This is a genomic window from Nonomuraea sp. 10N515B (genome assembly GCF_052245915.1).
GTDB lineage: Bacteria > Actinomycetota > Actinomycetes > Streptosporangiales > Streptosporangiaceae > Nonomuraea.
The window spans coordinates 217,729-235,494 of sequence record NZ_JBQQBQ010000009.1 but is presented as its reverse complement, the minus strand read 5'-3'; the positions used below and the strand labels follow the sequence as shown (position 1 = coordinate 235,494).

Annotated in this window: 16 protein-coding genes; 7 read left to right on the top strand and 9 right to left on the bottom strand. The window is 70.7% G+C overall.

The genetic code is table 11. The features are described from left to right. The gene (locus tag ACTWQA_RS16315; RefSeq protein WP_443160056.1) at positions 1-612 is read left to right on the top strand and encodes a class I SAM-dependent methyltransferase; all 612 of its coding nucleotides are present in this window, start codon (positions 1-3) and stop codon (positions 610-612) included. A 37-nt stretch (positions 613-649) separates the two neighbouring features. Here ACTWQA_RS16315 and ACTWQA_RS16310 read toward each other — a convergent pair whose 3' ends face one another. From ACTWQA_RS16310 to ligD, 4 genes are all read right to left on the bottom strand, one after another. Continuing rightward, positions 650-1,498, bottom strand: a complete 849-nt coding sequence (locus ACTWQA_RS16310) for a sugar phosphate isomerase/epimerase family protein (RefSeq protein WP_443160124.1) — start codon at positions 1,496-1,498, stop codon at positions 650-652. 59 nt (positions 1,499-1,557) lie between these two features. Continuing rightward, positions 1,558-2,721, bottom strand: a complete 1,164-nt coding sequence (locus ACTWQA_RS16305) for a dihydrodipicolinate synthase family protein (RefSeq protein ID WP_443160123.1) — start codon at positions 2,719-2,721, stop codon at positions 1,558-1,560. Beyond that, positions 2,721-3,866, bottom strand: a complete 1,146-nt coding sequence (locus ACTWQA_RS16300; RefSeq protein WP_443160055.1) for a Gfo/Idh/MocA family protein — start codon at positions 3,864-3,866, stop codon at positions 2,721-2,723. The genes ACTWQA_RS16305 and ACTWQA_RS16300 overlap by 1 nt, the downstream gene beginning before the upstream one ends. Positions 3,867-4,145: 279 nt before the next feature. After that, positions 4,146-5,147 (bottom strand): non-homologous end-joining DNA ligase, encoded by a 1,002-nt coding sequence (ligD, locus tag ACTWQA_RS16295; protein WP_443160054.1) that lies wholly within the window; start codon positions 5,145-5,147, stop codon positions 4,146-4,148. Positions 5,148-5,501: 354 nt separating this feature from the next. Here ligD and msrB point away from each other — a divergent pair, with 354 nt between their 5' ends. Continuing rightward, the gene (gene msrB, locus ACTWQA_RS16290; RefSeq protein WP_443160053.1) at positions 5,502-5,903 is read left to right on the top strand and encodes a peptide-methionine (R)-S-oxide reductase MsrB; all 402 of its coding nucleotides are present in this window, start codon (positions 5,502-5,504) and stop codon (positions 5,901-5,903) included. Positions 5,904-6,066: 163 nt separating this feature from the next. Here the strand turns inward: msrB and ACTWQA_RS16285 are convergent, their stop codons facing one another. The 3 genes from ACTWQA_RS16285 to hemG form a co-directional block, all read right to left on the bottom strand. Next, complete coding sequence (locus ACTWQA_RS16285) at positions 6,067-6,882, bottom strand: hypothetical protein (RefSeq protein ID WP_443160052.1); 816 nt, start codon at positions 6,880-6,882, stop codon at positions 6,067-6,069. A gap of 159 nt (positions 6,883-7,041) precedes the next feature. Then, positions 7,042-7,743, bottom strand: coding sequence for a hydrogen peroxide-dependent heme synthase (hemQ, locus tag ACTWQA_RS16280; RefSeq protein ID WP_305922650.1), 702 nt, complete (start codon positions 7,741-7,743; stop codon positions 7,042-7,044). A 5-nt stretch (positions 7,744-7,748) separates the two neighbouring features. Beyond that, positions 7,749-9,152: a protoporphyrinogen oxidase gene (gene hemG / locus ACTWQA_RS16275; protein ID WP_443160051.1), complete on the bottom strand. Its 1,404-nt coding sequence runs from the start codon at positions 9,150-9,152 to the stop codon at positions 7,749-7,751. Positions 9,153-9,302: 150 nt separating this feature from the next. On the opposite strand from hemG, the gene ACTWQA_RS16270 reads away from it, so the two are divergent. Further along, on the top strand, positions 9,303-10,274 hold the full coding sequence (locus tag ACTWQA_RS16270) for a DUF4349 domain-containing protein (RefSeq protein WP_443160050.1): 972 nt from the start codon (positions 9,303-9,305) through the stop codon (positions 10,272-10,274). 291 nt (positions 10,275-10,565) lie between these two features. Here the strand turns inward: ACTWQA_RS16270 and hemE are convergent, their stop codons facing one another. Further along, positions 10,566-11,522, bottom strand: coding sequence for a uroporphyrinogen decarboxylase (gene hemE, locus ACTWQA_RS16265; RefSeq protein WP_443160122.1), 957 nt, complete (start codon positions 11,520-11,522; stop codon positions 10,566-10,568). A gap of 716 nt (positions 11,523-12,238) precedes the next feature. On the opposite strand from hemE, the gene iscB reads away from it, so the two are divergent. The 3 genes from iscB (at position 12,239) to ACTWQA_RS16250 (ending at position 15,780) form a co-directional block, all read left to right on the top strand. Next, positions 12,239-13,546 (top strand): RNA-guided endonuclease IscB, encoded by a 1,308-nt coding sequence (gene iscB, locus ACTWQA_RS16260; protein WP_443160049.1) that lies wholly within the window; start codon positions 12,239-12,241, stop codon positions 13,544-13,546. A gap of 370 nt (positions 13,547-13,916) precedes the next feature. Next, positions 13,917-14,501 carry a DUF3000 domain-containing protein gene (locus ACTWQA_RS16255; protein ID WP_305922654.1) on the top strand — a complete coding sequence of 195 codons (585 nt, stop codon included), beginning with the start codon at positions 13,917-13,919 and terminating at the stop codon, positions 14,499-14,501. Between the two features lie 58 nt (positions 14,502-14,559). After that, entirely contained in the window at positions 14,560-15,780 is a 1,221-nt protein-coding gene (locus tag ACTWQA_RS16250) for an HRDC domain-containing protein (RefSeq protein WP_443160048.1), read from the top strand. Positions 15,781-15,860: 80 nt separating this feature from the next. On the opposite strand, the gene ACTWQA_RS16245 is transcribed toward ACTWQA_RS16250, so the two are convergent. After that, on the bottom strand, positions 15,861-16,487 hold the full coding sequence (locus tag ACTWQA_RS16245; RefSeq protein WP_443160047.1) for a TetR/AcrR family transcriptional regulator: 627 nt from the start codon (positions 16,485-16,487) through the stop codon (positions 15,861-15,863). Between the two features lie 113 nt (positions 16,488-16,600). On the opposite strand from ACTWQA_RS16245, the gene ACTWQA_RS16240 reads away from it, so the two are divergent. Next, complete coding sequence (locus tag ACTWQA_RS16240; protein WP_443160046.1) at positions 16,601-17,599, top strand: zinc-binding dehydrogenase; 999 nt, start codon at positions 16,601-16,603, stop codon at positions 17,597-17,599. Positions 17,600-17,766: the final 167 nt, after the last annotated feature.

Below are 17,766 nucleotides of genomic sequence, written 5' to 3'. Positions count from 1 at the left end.
ATGCCCGAGGCGTACTGGAACCACAATGTCCACTACCAGCAGCTCGTGCTGAAGCTCCTGCCGGAAGGCTGCGAGCACGTGCTCGACGTCGGCTGCGGCGACGGGCTGCTGGTGAGCAAGCTGGCCGCCCGCGTGCCGGCCGTAACCGGTGTGGATCGTTCCGCCGACGCGATCGCGATGGCGCGTCGGCAGTATGGCGACCTGGACAACGTCACGTTCGTGGAGGCCGACTACCTCGATGACGGGAAAGGCCTGCTCTCCGAGGGCAAGTACGACTTCGTCACCGCCGTCGCCGTCGTCCACCACGCGGACTTCGGCGCGGCCATGAACGGCCTGGTCCGGCTGCTGGCGCCGGGCGGCCGGCTCGTGATCATCGGCATCGCGCGGGACCGCACACTCCTGGACCACGTCGTGCGCCTCGCCGGACAGACGGTCTCGCACGTGCTCAAGCTGTTCCACGGCGGCAAGCGCGGGCCCGGCGTTCCGGGAATGGACCCCGTCATCACCAAGGGACAGGTCGCCAAGCAGGCCCGTGTGCTGTTGCCCGGCAGCCGCTTCCGCCGCCTGCTGCTCCGCCGCTACCTGCTGACCTGGGACAAACCCGAGCGCTGACCGGGCGGCGGCCCTTTTCGAGCCGCCGCCCCGAGCCTCACGGACGCGACAGCACCACGTCCTCGTAGCGGGCCTTCATCGTGGCCACCACCTCGTCCGGGTCGGCGGCCCAGATGTCGGCGTTGAAGATCTCCACCTCGACGTCGCCGGTGTAGCCGGCGTCCAGGACCGCACGCGTGATCGGCTTGAAGTCGATGACGCCGTCGCCCATCATGCCCCGGCCCAGCAGCACGTCCTCCGGCAGCGGGTGCAGGTAGTCGCACACCTGGTAAGACGCGATCCGGCGGCCGGCCCGCGTGATGTCGTCGAACACCCTCGGGTCCCACCACACGTGGAACGTGTCGACCACCACGCCGACCTGCTCCTCCGGGTGCGCCAGCGCCAGGTCGAGCGCCTGGCCCAGCGTGGACAGGACCGCACGGTCCGGGCAGTAGATCGGGTGCAGCGGCTCCAGGGCCAGCTTGACCCCCCGCTCACCGGCGTACGGGGCCAGCTCCGCCAGTGCCTCGGCCACCCGCTCGCGCGCGCCCGCCAGATCCCGCGACGCGCCCGCGGTCAGCGGCTCGCCCGGCTGCACACCGGGCAGGCCGCCCACCACCATCACCAGGCAGGCTGCCTCCAGCTCGGCCGCCTCGTCGATGGCGCGGCGGTTGTCCTCGAGCGCTTCGGCGAACGCCTTGCCGCTGGTGGTGAGGAAGCCGCCACGGCACAGCGAGGACACCCGCAGCCCCGCGTCCCGCACCAGCTTGACACTCTCCGCCAGGCCCTGCTCGGCCACATTCTGCCGCCACAGCCCGATCGCCTCCAGGCCGTGCCGCACGCACCCGTCCACGGCCTCCGCCACGGACCAGCGCCTGGTCGTCCACTGGTTGAGTGAAAGGCTCAGATGACCTTCGGTCCTCTGAGTCAGACTGCTGTGTCTCTTGGTTCCCTCGCTTCGCTCGCTCACAGGCCGTTCACCGCCAGCAGCGCCTTCATGCGGTGCACGGCCAGCTCCTGGTCGGACAGCAGCCCGGCCTGGTCGGCCAGGTGGAACACCTCCGACAGGTGCAGCAGCGAGCGGGCCGACTGGGCGCCGTTCACCATGGCGAACGCGTCCTGGTGGCCGTTCAGCCAGGCCAGGAAGACGATGCCGGTCTTGTAGTTGTACGTCGGCGTCTCGAAGATCTTCCGTGACAGCGGGACCGTCGGGCCGAAGATCTCGTCGTACGCGGCCAGCAGCCGGTCACGGCCCGCCTCGTCGCAGGCCGCCTCGGCCGCGTCCAGCACCTGCAGTGCCGCCGCGGCCGCCGGGGCGATCGCGTCGAAGATGCCCAGCAGCGCGTGCGAGCCCGTCTTGATCAGCGACGGGTAGTTGAAGTCATCGCCCGTGTAGAGCTTGACGCCCTCGGGGAGCGCGGCGCGCAGGCGCACCTCGTGCTCCTCGTCCAGCAGCGACACCTTCACGCCGTCCACCGTCGAGGCGTGGGCGTGGATCAGCTCCAGGAACGACTCGGTCGCGGCGTTCACGTCCCGCGAGCCCCAGTAGCCGGCCAGCTGCGGGTCGAACATCTCGCCCAGCCAGTGCAGGATCACCGGACGGTCGGCCAGGCCGAAGAGCTTGCCGTACACCTGGTGGTAGTCCTGCGGCCCCGCGGCCACCTTGGCGAGCTGACGGGAGGCCATGATGATCACGCCGGCGCCGGCCGACTGGACGGTCTCCAGCTGCTCGGCGTACGCGGCCGTGATCGTGTGCAGGTCGGCGGCGTCAGGCGCGTGGTCGGTGCCGGCCCCGCAGGCCACCAGCGTCGCCGGGTCGCCGAACGAGCGGGCCTCGGCGGCGCTGCGCTGGATGAGCTCCTTGGTCGCCGCCCAGTCCAGGCCCATGTTGCGCTGCGCGGTGTCCATCGCGTCGGCGATCCGCAGGCCGTGCGACCACAGGTGGCGGCGGAAGCGGAGGGTGGCGTCCCAGTCCACGGCGGCGGGGGAGCCGGGCGTGTTGTCGCCGAGCGGGTCGGCCACCACGTGGGCGGCCGCGTACACGATGCGGCTGGTCGCCGGCGTCTCCGACACCGGCCAGACCGTCGGCTCGGCCAGCGTGTACGCGCCGACGCCGGGCAGGTCGATCATCACAGCCCCGGCACCTCGATCCTGCGGCCCTCGGCGGACGAGCGCAGGCCCAGCTCGGCGAGCTGCACGCCCCGAGCGCCCGACGCGAAGTCGTACGGGAAGGGCGCGTCCTCCACCACGTGCTTGATGAACCCCTCCCATTGGATCTTGAACCCGTTGTCGAACTCGGCGTTGTCCGGCACCTCTTGCCAGCCGTCGCGGAAGCGCGCCGTGACCGGGAGGTCGGGGTTCCAGACCGGCTTGGGGGTGGCCGAGCGGTGCTGCACGCGGCAGTTGCGCAGGCCCGCCACGGCGCTGCCGTGCGTGCCGTCCACCTGGAACTCCACCAGCTCGTCCCGGTTCACGCGGACGGTCCAGGAGGAGTTGATCTGCGCGACGATGCCCCCTTCAAGCTCGAAGATGCCGTACGCGGCGTCGTCCGCGGTGGCCTGGTACGTCTTGCCCTGCTCGTCCACACGTGACGGGACGTGCGTCACGGCGCGGGCGTAGACCGACTCGACCCGGCCGAACAGGTTCTCCATCACGTAGTGCCAGTGCGGGAACATGTCCAGCACGATGCCGCCGCCGTCCTCGGCCCGGTAGTTCCACGAGGGGCGCTGCGCCTCCTGCCAGTCGCCCTCGAACACCCAGTAGCCGAACTCGCCGCGCACCGACAGGATGCGGCCGAAGAAGCCGCCGTCGATCAGCCGCTTCAGCTTGAGCAGGCCGGGCAGGAACAGCTTGTCCTGGACCACGCCGTTCTTGATGCCCTTGGCGGCGGCGGCCTCGGCCAGCGCCATCGCCTCCTGCGTGGACTCGGCGGTCGGCTTCTCGGCGTAGATGTGCTTGCCGGCCTCGATGGCCTTCAGCACGGCCTTCACCCGGGCGCTGGTGACCTGGGCGTCGAAGTAGATCACGTTGTCGTCGTCGGCGAGGGCCGCGTCGAGGTCAGTGGTGAAATCCGAAATTCCATGCTTCGACGCGATATCTGCCAATTTGTCGGCATTCCGGCCAACCAGCACCGGCTTGAGCTTCACTCGGGCGCCGTCCGAGAGCGTCACACCGCCCTGCTCGTTGATCGCCAGGACGGACCGGACCAAGTGCTGGCGGTAGCCCATCCGCCCGGTGACGCCGTTCATCACGACGCCGATGGTGCGCACGCTCATTGAGGATCCCTTCAGGTCAAACGGGGGGGAAAGCGCTTTCCCGAACCGTACGGCCGCCCCACCGGGGGCGTCAAGTAGCGCCTCCCTTAACCACCGATCACAGGGTACGGAGCGGCACGTCCCGTGGCAGTCACGGGGGTCGTCACGGCTCTTGCGAGATGCCTGCGCTGGAAGGCCACCTGCGGGCTGGGACTGCACGACACCGACACCGCCACCGGCGCCCACCCGTCGAACGCGCCGTCGCCTGGATCGTCGCGCGGGGCAACCGGCGCTTAGCTACTAGTCGGCGCGCCTGGCCCGGCTCGGCTGGACCCGCATCGGCTCCCCCGGCATCTTGGGGTAGTTGGGCGGGTATGGCATATCGCCGCGTTCGTCCTTGGCGTACATCTCCAGCAGGGGCTCGATCGAGTATGACCGGTCGTCGATGTCCGCGTGCACGTCGCCCACGTCGGCGAAGCGGGCCGGGACCGTGCGGATGTCGAAGTCCCGCGGGTCGGCGTCGGCCAGCTCGTCCCAGGTCAGCGGCGTCGAGACGGGCGCGTGCGGCTGGGCCCTGACGGAGTAGGCGCTGACCACCGTGCGGTCGCGGGCGTTCTGGTTGAAGTCGATGAAGACCCGGTCCCCGCGCTCCTCCTTCCACCACGCCGTGGTCACCAGGCTCGGGTCCCGCTCCTCGACGGCTCTGGCCAGGGCGATGCCGGCGTGGCGGACCTGGATGAAGTCCCAGCGCGGTTCGATGCGCACGGCGATGTGCGCGCCCCTGTTGCCCGACGTCTTGACGAACCCGGTCATCCCCAGCTCGCCCAGCACGTCCCTGGTGAGGAACGCGGCCTTGCGTGCGGCGTCGAAGTCCAGGCCGGGCTGCGGGTCCAGGTCGATGCGCAGCTCGTCGGGGTGCTCGACGTCGGAGGCCCGCACCTGCCAGGGATGGAAGTCGATGGTGCCCAGGTTGGCGCAGTAGGCGATGGCGGCCACCTCGGTGACCCGCACGGACTGCGCCGTCCGGCCGCTCGGGAATGTGACGGTGACCGACTGGAGCCAGTCGGGATGCTTGGGCGGCATGCGCTTCTGGTAGATCGCCTCGGTCTGCACGCCGTCGGGGTGGCGCTTGAGGTTGGTCGGCCGGTCCTTCAGCGCCCGCAGGACGCCGTCGCCGACGCTCACGTAGTAGGCGACCAGTTCGCGCTTCGTGGCGCCGATCTCCGGAAAGTACACCTTGTCGGGGTTGGTGACCTTGACGGTCCGCTCGCCAACCTCGAGCTCTATGAACGGCGATGCCATGCCCCCGAACCTACTACCGTCCTGCGACATTGAGGCGGATCCGCCCCTGCGGGGTACTGAACAGGGCGGGCCCGCCCCGGAGCCGCCTCGGTGGCGGGACCGAGGGCTCGACGGGGCGGGCCAACAGATCGTCCGTCGCCGTTCCGGGCGCTGGCGCGCCACCCGGTCGGCCATGACGATCCCCAGCGGCTCCAGCACGGGCGTGGGCTGTGCCGCTCGGCGGGATCTGCGGACGATCTCACCCCTTGGCAGGAGGCGATGACACCCCCTTGCCTACAAAGACGCGAATTCTCCCCAGAATGGATGCTTCACCCAGTGGAGATCTCTTTTTGCCGGATCTCGTACCCTGGACGTATGGAAAAGGTCGTCAAGAGCGAGGCCGAGTGGCGGGTCCAGCTTGCCCCCGAGGAGTTCCACGTCCTCAGGGAAGCCGGGACCGAGCGCCCGTTCACGGGGGAGTACGTCGACACCAAGACCGAGGGCGTCTACTCGTGCCGCGCCTGCGGGGCCGAGCTGTTCCGGTCCGACACGAAGTTCGAGTCCCACTGCGGGTGGCCGAGCTTCTTCGCGCCTGCCGACTCCGATGCGGTGACGCTGATCGAGGACCGCAGTCACGGCATGCTCCGGATCGAGGTCCGGTGCGCTCGGTGCGACTCGCATCTGGGGCACGTGTTCCACGGCGAGGGTTATCCGACTCCGACCGACGATCGCTACTGCATCAACTCGGTCTCGCTGCGGCTCGAGCCCAAGGCGTGATCGACTCGCGACTCCGCGTATCAACCTTCGGCCACGGGTAAAGAATCCCGCGTGGGGTTCCGCCATCTCCGCCACCGCTGGGTGACGATCGAGGCCATCGGTCGCATCGTGACCCAACGGTGCGAGGTGTGCGCGAAAACACGGGTGCGAGTGCGGTGACCGCTCAGTCCGGCGCCGGGTGGGTGACGCGGCAGCTCCGGTCGGAGGGGCCGAGGATGTTGGCGAGCACCGGGTTGCCGTTCCCGCCGAACCTGGCCTGCACGAACACGACCGGCCTGGCCACCCCGGCGGCCTTCAGATAGGCGAGGCCGCGCTTGCACAACGTTATGGCGTGAGGGGAATTGTGCGCCGTTTCCGGTAAATCAGTATAAATCCGCAAATATCCGCCGATGGTGCGAATGTCTTTGAGGCGTTTCAGCGCCTTGTCGTCCGGGCCCCAGTGCGTACGGAAATACTCCGCCGCCCGCCGGTCCGTATGCGCCGAGGGCCCGTCGGCGCGGTAGCCATCGGTGTCGTCCATCCCCGGCACCAGGAGCACGGGCTCCTCCGGCCCCTCCTCTGGCGGCGCCGAACCCTCGACCACGTCAGGCGCGGCGGAGCCCGCCACCGCGCCGGGAGTCTCTTCCCGCACAGGGGTCTTGGTCTCCTTCGGCGCGGCCTGCTCGATCTCGCGCGCCTTGGCCTGGCCACTCGACCTCGGGCTCGCCGCCCCCGCCCGGCCCGGCAGCGCCGCGGACGGGCTCGCCTCCTCCGCCCGCGCGTGCGACCCGGGCTGCGCCGGCGATCTGGAGGCCACCGGCGCCCCGCCGAAGGTCCCGCCCGTGCCCAGCAGCCCGGCCACTCCACCGGCCAGCGCCAATGCCCCCAGCACCAGCCCCCGCCGCACAGCACGGCGACGCCGCCGCCCGTGCCGCGAGCGGCCCGCCGCGTGCCGACCGGCCGGGCGCCGTCCGCGGCCCGGCCCTCCGGATGTCTCCACCCGCCCCTCCTTGCCCCCGTGGAACGTGCCACCACACGTCACATCCCACGAACAAGGGATTTCCCTGATTCTGACAAAGGGGGTAGATCACTTCAGTTGGATCGCCAACTTGGATCTGACTCTCCCCCCGATCAAGGACGCCGGGCTCGGGTCGGCGGATTACGGCAGAGCGGCGACCAGCTCGCGGACCGGCTTGCGCGCGCCGGTGTAGAACGGGATCTCGACGCGGGTGTGACGGCGGGCCTGCGCGCCCCGCAGCGTCCGCATCAGGTCGACGATCCGGTGCAGCTCGTCGGCCTCGAACGCCAGCATCCACTCGTAGTCGTTGAGCGAGAAGCAGGCCACGGTGTTGGCCCGCACGTCGGGATAGTCGCGCGCCATCCTGCCATGCTCGGCCAGCATGGCCCGCCGCTCGGAGTCCTCCAGCAGATACCACTCATATGAGCGGACGAACGGATAAACGCTCACATACGCCCGCGGCTCCTCCTCCGCGAGGAACGCCGGAATGTGCGACTTGTTGAACTCGGCCGGCCGGTGCAACGCCATCGCCGACCACACGGGCCTGCTGTGCCGCCCGAGCGTGGTGCGGCGGAACCTGGCGTAGACGTCCTGCAGATCCTCGGGCGTGGCCGCGTGCCACCAGAACATGTAGTCGGCGTCGGCCCGCAACCCGGCCACGTCGTAGACCCCCCTGGTCACGACGTCCTTGCCGGCGGCCTGCTCCAGCAACTCCTCGACCTCGCCCGCCAGGCCGTCACGGTCAACGGGACACGGCTCGGTCACCTGGAAGACCGACCACATCGTGTAACGGATCACCTGGTTGAGATCGCGGGCCTTGAGCCGCGGAGCTGCCTCTGTCATGGTTCCTATTCTCCTCGCAGGGACAGGTGGTCGAGAATCCGGGCGGCGGCCGTGCGGGCGGTGCCGACGCAGGCCGGGATGCCGATTCCGTCGTAGGCGGCGCCGCAGACGGCCAGCCCCGGCTGCATCGCGACCGCTGCGCGCACGCGCGCCACCCGATCCAGGTGTCCCACGTTGTACTGCGGCAGCCCGCCACCCCAGCGCGTCACCCTGCTGTCGACCGGCAGCCCCCGCGCGCCCATCACGTCGGCCATCTCCGCCGTGGCCAGCGACACCAGCTCGGTGTCCTCGCGGTGCAGCAAGTGCTCCTCGCCGATCCTGCCGATCGAGCAGCGCAGGATCACCAGGTCCCCGGCCAGGTGGGGCCACTTCACCGAGCTGAACGTGACCGCCTTGACCGGTCTCCCCTCGACGGGCGGCACCAGGTAGCCGCTGAAGGCGGGCGGCTCGGGGAAGGCGCCCAGCGGGTAAGCGAGCGTGACGATGGCCATGCTGGCGTATTCGATCCTGGCCAGCTCCCCGGCCGCCTTGGGCGCCTCGGCCTTGAGCAGCCGGGCCGCGGCCGGCCCCGGCACCGCGACGATCACCGCGTCGGCTTCGATCGTCTCGGGTCTGGGCACCGGACCGGTCACCAGCCGCCAGCCCTGCTCGGTCCTGTGCAGCTCGCGTACGGTGACCCCCGTCCTGACGTCGGCCCCCGACGCCTTGGCGACCGCCTGGGGGAGCGCGCCGACGCCGTGCGCCAGCGAGGTGAAGACCGGCCCGGCGTCTTTGGGCGTCTCCTCCACGAGGTGCCGGGCCGCCGTCAGCAGCGAGCGCTCGGAACGGGCGACGGCCGCCACCCGCGGCATCGTGGCCTCCAGCGACAACATGTCGGAACGGCCTGCGTAGACGCCGCCGAGCAGCGGCTCCACCAGCCGGTCCACGACCTCGCCGCCCATCCTCGCGCGAATGTAGGCGGCCACGGACACGTCGGTGCGCACCAGCGTGGGCGGCAGGATCTGGTCGAGGGGCACGCGCAGCAGCCCGCCGGGCGAGATGATGCCCGACTTGGCCAGCTCGGTCAGGTCGGCGGGGACGCCCATGACCTGCCCCTTCGGCATCGGGCGCAGCGCGCCCCTGGTGTAGACGGCCGATTGCATGGTGCCGGGGAACACCAGGTCGTCGCCGAGCCCGACGGCCCGGGCCAGCTCGGCGCCCTCGGGCCGCCTGGCCAGCATGGCCTCGGCGCCCGCGTCGACGCTCACCCCGGCGACCTCCGAGACGTGCAACTTGCCCCCGACGCGCGGGCCCGCCTCGAGCACGGTCACCTTGACCCGCTCGCCGGCGCCCTGCCGGATGTACCAAGCGGCGGCGAGACCGGAGATTCCCGCGCCGACGACGACCACGTGCGCCCGATTCCCTTCCACGCCTCCTGACGCTACCGCCTCATGGGCATGGCCAGCCGCTCGGGGCCGCGAGGGCCGCGGCATACGGCGACGGAGTCAGGCCATGAACACGGTGACCGTACCGTGACTCCCGCCTTCAAACCGGGATGATCCGCACGCCGTCTTAGAGGCATGAGGAGAATCCGGTACGGCATCGCGCTCTCGGCCGCCTGCGCGGCCCTGGCTCTGACGAGCTGCGGTGGCAGTGGCAGCACGTTGCAGAGCACCTCGGATACGGCCGGAGCCCCCGCCCCCGAGTCCGCGGTCAGGGAGCAGGCTGCCACCGCCGAGGTCCAGGCCAAGCAGCGCCAGCCTCAGAAGCAGGGCGGCCAGGACGGCATCGTCTCCAACGTCAAGGTCACCCAGCAGGCGCGGCAGGTCATCTACACCGGCAGCATGACCGTGCGGGTCAAGCAGGTCGCCGCGGCCGTCGAGCAGGCCAAGCAGATCGTGATCGCGGCCGGAGGGTACCTGTCCAAGGAGGAGAGCCGCTCGGCCAGTGACTCCCGAGACTCGGCGACGCTGGAGTTCAAGATCCCGCCGAACGGGTACGGCGGGGTGCTCGGGCGGCTCGGCAAGGACCTGGGTAAGCAGATCTCCATGAACCAGGCCGCCCAGGACGTCACGCTGCAAGTGGCCGACGTCAACAGCCGGCTGAAGTCGGCCGAGCAGGCGCTCGAGTCGCTGCGTGCGCTGCTGACGCGGGCCGACACGATCGGGCAGGTGCTGGAGGTCGAGCGGGAGATCTCCGCTCGGGAGGCCGACCTCGAATCGCTGCAGGCGCAGCAGAAGGAGCTGGCCGCCCAGGTGTCCATGGCCACGCTGACGCTCCGGCTGCTCGGGCCGGTCGCGGTCGCGGACGAGCCGGAAGAGGAAGAGCCCGCCGGGTTCCTCGGGGGGCTCAAGTCGGGATGGAACGGGCTGGTGTCCTTCACGAAGGTCGTGCTCACGGTACTGGGCGCGGTGCTGCCGTGGACGATCGTCGCACTGCCTCTGGTGGCACTGCTGGTCTACTTGGTCCGCCGTGACCGCGCCCGACGCCCCGGGATCCCGGCACCTCCCCGTGGCCCGCGCCCGGGCGACCCGGACCCGGAAACCGCCTGACCCCGGCAGCCGCGCCGCCCGGCATCGACGCGACGCTTCACAGCGGGGCGCGTCGAGGGCGGTGAGGCGCGGCGCATCACAGGGCGTTACACGGTGGCGCGCTCACGCGAGCACCGCCCTCGGCACGGGCGGCAGCACCCGAAGGCGGTCATGTCGGCACCCCGGGGCGTCAGGGCCCGGAGACGGCCGCCGCAGGCCCGGCGGCGCGGGCGTCAAGGCCCTGAGACGGGGTCGCCGCAGGCCGGGCGTCAAGGCCCCGAGACGGTCATTCCAGGACCGGCGGCGCGGGCGTCAGGACTCGGGGGTGAAGGCGTGGACCAGGTCGGTGAGGCGCTTGAGCTGGTCGGGGTCGGTCGAAGGGAGCACGCCGTGCCCCAGGTTGAACACGTGCCCTTCGGCCGCCCGCCCTCGCCGCAGCACCTCGCGGGCCTTGCGCTCGACCACCTCCCACGGCGCCAACAGGATCGCCGGGTCGAGGTTGCCCTGCAGCGCCTTGCCGGGCCCGACCCGGCGGGCCGCCTCGTCCAGCGGCACCCGCCAGTCGACCCCCACCACGTCGGCGCCCGCCTCCCCGAGCACGCCGAGCAGCTCGCCGGTGCCCACGCCGAAGTGGATGCGCGGCACGCCGACGATGCCCTCGAAGATCCGCCGGGTGTGCGGCAGGATGAACTCCCGGTAGTCGTCCGGCGCCACCGCCCCCACCCAGGAGTCGAAGAGCTGCACGGCCGAGGCGCCTGCCGCGATCTGGATGCGCAGGTGCTCCAGCACGATGCCGGACAGCCGCTCCATCAGCGCATGCCACAGCTCCGGCGCCCCGTACATCATGGCCTTGGTGCGGTCGTGGTTCTTGGACGGGCCGCCCTCGATCAGGTAGGAGCCGAGCGTGAACGGCGCCCCCGCGAACCCGATCAGCGGCGTGCCGCCCAGCTCGCCGGTCAGCGCCCGGATGGACTCGGTGACGAACGGCACGTCGTCGGGCTCCAGGGGACGCAGCACGTCGAGCCCCTTGGCATCGCGGATGGGGTCGGCGACGACCGGCCCGACGCCCGGCTTGATGTCGAGGTCGACGCCGATGGCCTTGAGCGGCACGACGATGTCGCTGAAGAAGATGGCCGCGTCCACGCCGTAGCGGCGGACGGGCTGCATGGTGATCTCGACGATCAGGTCCGGCGTCGCGCAGGCGGTGAGCATCGGCACGCCCTCGCGCACTTTGAGGTATTCCGGCAGGGACCGGCCGGCCTGGCGCATATACCAGACCGGGGTGTGCGGGACGGGCCTGCGGCGGCAGGCACGCAGGAACGCTGAGTCGGCGAGGTTCACCCCACAAGGGTGCCATGCTCGGGGGCCGGTCCCCGCATCGGCAGCGAGGTGTCGGAAAAACATCCATTGGACACCCCAAATCATGATCAGATAGCGGGATGAAGGTTTACCGGTCCGCTCGGCGACGGCATCGCACACGGGTCGAACACGGCCCATGGCGTACCAGAGAGCCGGTCTCGACTGGGTCAAATGTTCGCCAACCCACCGCGCGGCACCGATTCAGCGACCACTTTCGGGACACGCCGAGCGCGTTGCGGGGAATTGTCAGCGGCTCGTGCCAACGTCGGACCCACAACCCGAAGGAAAGGCCCCGTGCGGTCACTCGCTCCCGGTCTGAAGGGCGAAGCGTGCCTTACTGGCCGGGGCAGGGCCCGGAGTGACCAGACCCAGCCATCACCGATAGGGAGGTGACCTTGGTGGCTACGTTGGACACACGTCAGCAGATCCACTCCGCCGTGCTTCCTCAGCGGCGGACTCTGGAATCCGCGTCAGCAGACACCCCTGGAGCAGGGACGAAACGGGGCGCGGACGCCTCCGGGCAGCGGAGTGCCCAACATGGTCGAGGGGAGACCCACCGCGCCTCACCTGGCGCGGCGGGCGTCACCCGCGCAAGCGGAGAAGCCGGTCGTGAGACCGCACCCCGCGTGTTCGTCCTGGCATCGGACGGCACGCCGCTGGATCCCTGCCATCCCGCCCGCGCCCGCAAGCTTCTCGCGGCGGGGCGGGCGGTGGTGGCCCGGCACACCCCTTTCGTGATCCGCTTGAAGGATCGCACAGCCGCAGAGTTGGAGGTCGAGGGCGTGGAGGTCTCCCTGGACCCCGGTAGCAGGCACACCGGCATCAGCGTGTTCCGCGCCCAGGAAGGCACCCGGTACGGCCTGTTCGGCATCCAGTTGGACCACCGCGGCGGCAAGATCCGCGACAGGCTCGAGGCCCGGGCTGGCTACCGCCGCTGCAGGCGGTCGCGTAACCTGCGCTACCGCGCCCCGAGGTTCGCCAACCGCCGCCGCCCGGACGGCTGGCTGCCGCCAAGCCTGCGGCACCGGGTGGACACTGCGATGAGCTGGGTGCAGCGGCTCGGCCGTCTCGCCCCCGTGCGGGCCATCCACGTGGAGACCGTGCAGTTCGATACCCACGCGCTGGCCGCGGGCAGGCCCCTGGAGGGTGTGGAGTACCACCACGGCACCCTGCACGGCTATGAGGCGCGAGAATACCTGCTGGAGAAGTGGGGGCGGTCGTGTGCGTACTGTGGAGCGAGCGGTGTCCCGTTGAACATCGACCATATCCAGCCCCGCTCCCGAGGCGGCACGGACCGGATCAGCAATCTGACCGTGGCCTGCGTGCCGTGCAACCAGGCCAAGAACAGCAAGCCGGTCACCGAGTTCCTGACCGGCCACCCGGCGGTCCTCGAGCGGGTGCTCGCCCAGGCCAAGACGCCGCTGCGGGACGCCGCCGCCGTCAACACCACCCGCTGGGCACTGTACGACGCGCTGGCGGCCAGCGGCCAGACGGTACTCTGCGGCAGCGGTGGCCGCACTAAGTGGAACCGGCACCGCACCGGCGCACCCAAGTCCCACACTCTGGACGCCCTTCACGTGGGCGAGCTCCACCATGTGGCCTCGTGGCCGGACCGGGTGCTGGTGGTCTCCGCCAGCGGGCGCGGCTCGTACTGCAGGACCCGCACAGACATGTACGGCTTCCCCCGGCTGCGCCTGCCGCGCGCCAAGCAGATCTTCGGGTTCCAGACCGGGGATCTGGTGCGCGCGATCGTGCCGAAGGGCAAGCATGTCGGAACCCACATCGGCCGGGTCGCCGTCCGGACATCCGGGAGCCACACCGTGCAGACCCCCACCGGCCCCATCAAGACCTCGCACAAGCATCTGCGCCTGCTCCAGCGAGCTGACGGCTACGCCTACACGATCAAGAAGGAAGAACACCGGTGCGCATCCTGACGGCGGTTGGCCCGATGGCAGATCGCCTCATCCTGTCCCGCTACGCGGGAGTTCGTTTCCTCTTCGGCCTCAAGGCCGGGATGTCCACGGAGAATGTCCAATGACCGCGTTGTGGAGTTCCACAGAGCGCCGCAGTGAGCGCTGCGCCTCCTGCGCAGGTGAGCGGCTGTTCGAGCAGCCGCCGTGCTTCGACGGACACCGGCCGGGAGAGTGCCCGGAATGGGCCTGCGTCGAATGCGGCCACGCGATCATGCTCGGCTCCGCCCAGACCACCACAGCGGCTCGCCGGCTCGTTATGGCTGCGGCTTGATCACCAAGGATGAGCACCCCCGTGGTCCCCTTCCGTCCGATATCGACCTACGCTTCGGCTATGACACTCGGTGACCAGCCACCGCCACCCGCGGCGTTCACGCGCGCGGCGGAGAGCCTGCGGCTGTCCGAGGTCAGGCCGGAGATCGAGCTGGAGGACCTGCCCGCGCCCCAGCGGCTGGCCCCCTACTCGGCCGCGATCGGCGCGTCGGTCTACCGCGACGACGACGAGCTCGCGGTGGGCAGGCTGATCCTGCTCTACGACCCCGACGGCCAGCGCGGCTGGGAAGGCCCGTTTCGGCTGGTGGCGTACGTGCGGGCCGACATGGAGCCGGAGATCACCTCCGATCCGCTGCTCGGGCCCGTCGCGTGGAGCTGGCTGACCGAGGCGCTCGACGCCCATCAAGCCGACTACTCCGCCGCTGGCGGTACCGTGACTAGAGCCGTGTCAGAGGGGTTCGGCAACAAAGCCGAAGACCCGGTCACGACCGAGCTCGAGCTGCGGGCCTCCTGGTCACCCGCCCAGGAGGATCTCTCCGGCCACGTCGCCGCCTGGTGCGACCTGATGTGCCTGGCGGCGGGGATCCCGCCGCTCCCGCCGGATGTGGCCGCGCTGCCCCGCCGACGTGATGAAACCGGAGAGTGACCGAACGAAGTGAGGGCACCAGTCAATACAGCACCCGCGTCATGAGGCCGGTGAACTCGTGACAGAAGAACGCACCGTCGAGCCGCTGCTCGAGCCGCGCGAGGGCATTCCGCCGGTGATCGAGGACGCGGACGGTTTCGCCATGGTCGTGGAGCGGTTCGCCGCGGGCAGTGGCCCGGTGGCGGTCGACGCCGAGCGTGCCTCGGGCTACCGCTACGGCAACCGCGCCTACCTGGTGCAGTTGCGCCGCGCCGGGGCGGGGACCGCGCTGATCGACCCGACCTCCTGCCCCGACCTGTCCGCGCTCGACGCGGCCGTGGCCGAGGCAGAAATCGTGCTGCACGCCGCGTCACAGGACCTGCCGTGCCTGCTGGAGGTCGGTTTCCGGCCGCGCGAGATGTTCGACACCGAGCTGGCGGGCCGGCTGCTCGGCTACGAGCGCGTGGGACTCGGCACGATGGTCGAGACGGTGCTCGGGCTGCGGCTGGAGAAGGGCCACTCGGCCGCCGACTGGTCGACCAGGCCGCTGCCCGAGGACTGGCTGCGCTACGCGGCGCTGGACGTGGAGGTGCTGGTCGAGCTGCGGGACGCGCTCCACAAGGAGCTGACGGACAGCGGAAAACTGGAGTGGGCGCGCGAGGAGTTCGCCGCCGTGCTCAACACCCCGCCGCCGGCGCCCCGGTCGGATCCGTGGCGGCGCACGTCGGGCATCCACAAGGTACGCAACGTCCGGGCGCTGGCCATCGTGCGCGAGTTGTGGACCATGCGCGACCGGATCGCCCGAGAGGCCGATCTCGCGCCCGGCCGGGTCCTGCCGGATGCGGCGATCATCACGGCCGCGCTCGAAGGGCCCCGCACCAAGAAGGCCTTGACCGAAATTTCGGCTTTCACCGGGCGCAGCGCACGCCGCCACATGAGCGACTGGCTCGCCGCCGTCAACCGGGCCCGCAACCTGTCCGACAGCCAGCTTCCCCAGCCCAGCACGCCCGGGGACGGCCCGCCGCCGCCCAACCGCTGGGCCGACCGCGACCCGGCCGCCGCCAAGCGCTTGGCCGCGGCGCGCGCCGTGGTGGCCGCGCTGGCCGACGAGCACCACATGCCGACGGAAAACCTGCTGCAGCCGGACGCGGTGCGGCGGCTGACGTGGGAGCCGCCGGACGAGATCACGGACGAGACGGTCGCGACCCGGCTGCGGGAGCTGGGTGCCCGCGAATGGCAGCTCTCCCTCACCGCCCATCCCATCGCCAAGGCGCTTTCCCGCCTCGAGGTGGTATCCTGATCGTTCTTTACGCGGGTGCCGCAGCCAGCCACCGGAGCGGCGAGCGGCAGCTTGCCCGCTGGCCGAGGCCGCCATCCGGATCAACCGCCGATGTGTGACGGCGCGGACGTGAGCGTGTCCCAGGCGGCCATCGCGCAGGTGATGACCGCTTCCAACTCGGCGCGGGTGGCGCCGTCGCGGGCTTGTACGGATAGGCCCTGCACCACGGTGGTGTAGTAGCGGGCGATGGCGTCGAGGCCGGCGGGCGGCGCGGTGAGGTCGCCGTCGGTGACGCCGCGGGCGAGCCGGTCTTTGATGGTGGTGAGCATGTCGCGCCGGAGGTCGGCCAGGAACTCCCGGACCGCGTGGTTTTCCACGGCGCCGGTGGGCGCGGCCAGGATGAGCATGCAGTAGTGCGGCGTGTCCGGGCGGGTGATCTCATCGGCGGTGGCGCGGAGCATGGCCTCGATTGCGGCGCGCGCGGTCGGTTGTTCGCGCAGCGCGCGCCTGGGCGGCTCGCCCGAGGTCGCGCCGTAGAGAGCCATGACCTTGCGGAACAGGTCCTGCTTGCTGCCGAAGCAGGCGTAGATGCTGGCCGAGGCGATTCCCATGGCCTCGGCCAGGTCGTTGAGCGACGTCCCCTCGTAGCCCCGCTCCCAGAACAGGTCCAGCGCCGTGCGCAAGGCGGTGTCCGGGTCGAAGGTGCGCGGCCTGCCGCGAGTAGCCATCCAGCGTCTCCTCCGGACTTCTTTATCGTTCGATCGACTTTACCTTGACCCCAGCCAGAGCGCCGTGCCACGGTTTGTTTGTCGTTCGATAAATAAGTAGGAAGGCAACCGCCATGAGCATTCCGTCCACCATGCGCGCCCTGCAGCAGACGTCACTGAACGGCCCGCAGGACCTGTGCCTGATCACCGACGTGCCGGTACCGAACCCAGGCCCGGGCGAGGTCCTGATCCGGGTCACCGCCGCCGGCGTCAACTTCGTCGACATCTCGCAGGCCCGCGGCACGTTCGCAGGCGGTCCGCAGCCGCCGTATCTGGCGGGCATCGAGGGGGCGGGTGAAGTGACCGCCGTTGGCGAGGGGGTGACCGGCCTGGAGCCCGGCGCCCACGTCATCGGCGTCGGCATCGGAGGCGGCGCCTTCGCCGAGTACATGGTGCTGCCCGCGGCGGCGGCGGTCCCCGTGCCGGCGGGCTGGGCGGACGAGCAGGCGCTGGGCATGGTCGTGAACTGGCCGACCGCGCTGGCGGCGCTCAAGCCACTGGGCCGCATCGCCGCAGGGCAGACCGTACTGATCCACGCCGCGGCCGGCGGGACCGGCCAGGCCGCGGTGAAGATGGCCAAGCACTACGGCGCGACGGTGATCGCCACGGCCTCTCCAGGCAAGCACGAGGTGGTACGGGCGCAAGGCGCCGACCACGTCATCGACTCCCGCGGCGCCGACCTCGCCGCCGAGGTCCTGCGACTGACCGGCGGCGCGGGCGCCGATCTGGTACTGGAGTCGGTTGGCGGCGCCACCCTCGACGCCAGCCTGGCCGCGACCAAGCGGGTCACCGGCCGGGTCGTCGTCTACGGCGTGGTCGGCGGGGAAGCCACGATCACCAACTGGGAGCTCGTTTACAAGCACCAGATCCACGTCATCGGCCTGAACATCGGCATCCTGATCCAGTCCGCACCGCAAATCTTCGGCGACGTCATGGGTGAGATGTTCGGGCTCCTCGCAGCCGGAGTGCTCGGCCCCGGCCGGCCCACCATCTATGAGCTGGCCGAGGGGCCGAAGGCACTCGCGGAACTGGAAGCGCGGGCCACTGTGGGCAAGCTGGCACTCCTGCCCTGAGCAGACCGTGCACGAGCGCCGGCGGTGTACGGTGCCGCGGTCGGCATCGGCGCCGCCGTGTCGACCGGCGGTCTCGGCCTCGTGGGAGAGACCATCAGGGCGAGCCTGCTCCGCGTCCCGGATCGGCCTGCGCCGCCGCGACCTCGCCGCACGTTGAGCCGCCGCCG

What these genes read in the sequence shown, in the direction of transcription:
- ACTWQA_RS16270 (WP_443160050.1), top strand. Translation starts at nt 9,303, where the DNA reads ATGAGGAGAATCCGGTACGGCATCGCGCTCTCGGCCGCCTGCGCGGCC.
- ACTWQA_RS16315 (WP_443160056.1), top strand. Translation starts at nt 1, where the DNA reads ATGCCCGAGGCGTACTGGAACCACAATGTCCACTACCAGCAGCTCGTG.
- ACTWQA_RS16240 (WP_443160046.1), top strand. Translation starts at nt 16,601, where the DNA reads ATGAGCATTCCGTCCACCATGCGCGCCCTGCAGCAGACGTCACTGAAC.
- ACTWQA_RS16305 (WP_443160123.1), bottom strand. Translation starts at nt 2,721, where the DNA reads ATGATCGACCTGCCCGGCGTCGGCGCGTACACGCTGGCCGAGCCGACG.
- ligD (WP_443160054.1), bottom strand. Translation starts at nt 5,147, where the DNA reads ATGGCATCGCCGTTCATAGAGCTCGAGGTTGGCGAGCGGACCGTCAAG.
- ACTWQA_RS16255 (WP_305922654.1), top strand. Translation starts at nt 13,917, where the DNA reads ATGACACTCGGTGACCAGCCACCGCCACCCGCGGCGTTCACGCGCGCG.
- ACTWQA_RS16300 (WP_443160055.1), bottom strand. Translation starts at nt 3,866, where the DNA reads ATGAGCGTGCGCACCATCGGCGTCGTGATGAACGGCGTCACCGGGCGG.
- hemE (WP_443160122.1), bottom strand. Translation starts at nt 11,522, where the DNA reads ATGCGCCAGGCCGGCCGGTCCCTGCCGGAATACCTCAAAGTGCGCGAG.
- hemQ (WP_305922650.1), bottom strand. Translation starts at nt 7,743, where the DNA reads ATGACAGAGGCAGCTCCGCGGCTCAAGGCCCGCGATCTCAACCAGGTG.
- msrB (WP_443160053.1), top strand. Translation starts at nt 5,502, where the DNA reads ATGGAAAAGGTCGTCAAGAGCGAGGCCGAGTGGCGGGTCCAGCTTGCC.
- ACTWQA_RS16245 (WP_443160047.1), bottom strand. Translation starts at nt 16,487, where the DNA reads ATGGCTACTCGCGGCAGGCCGCGCACCTTCGACCCGGACACCGCCTTG.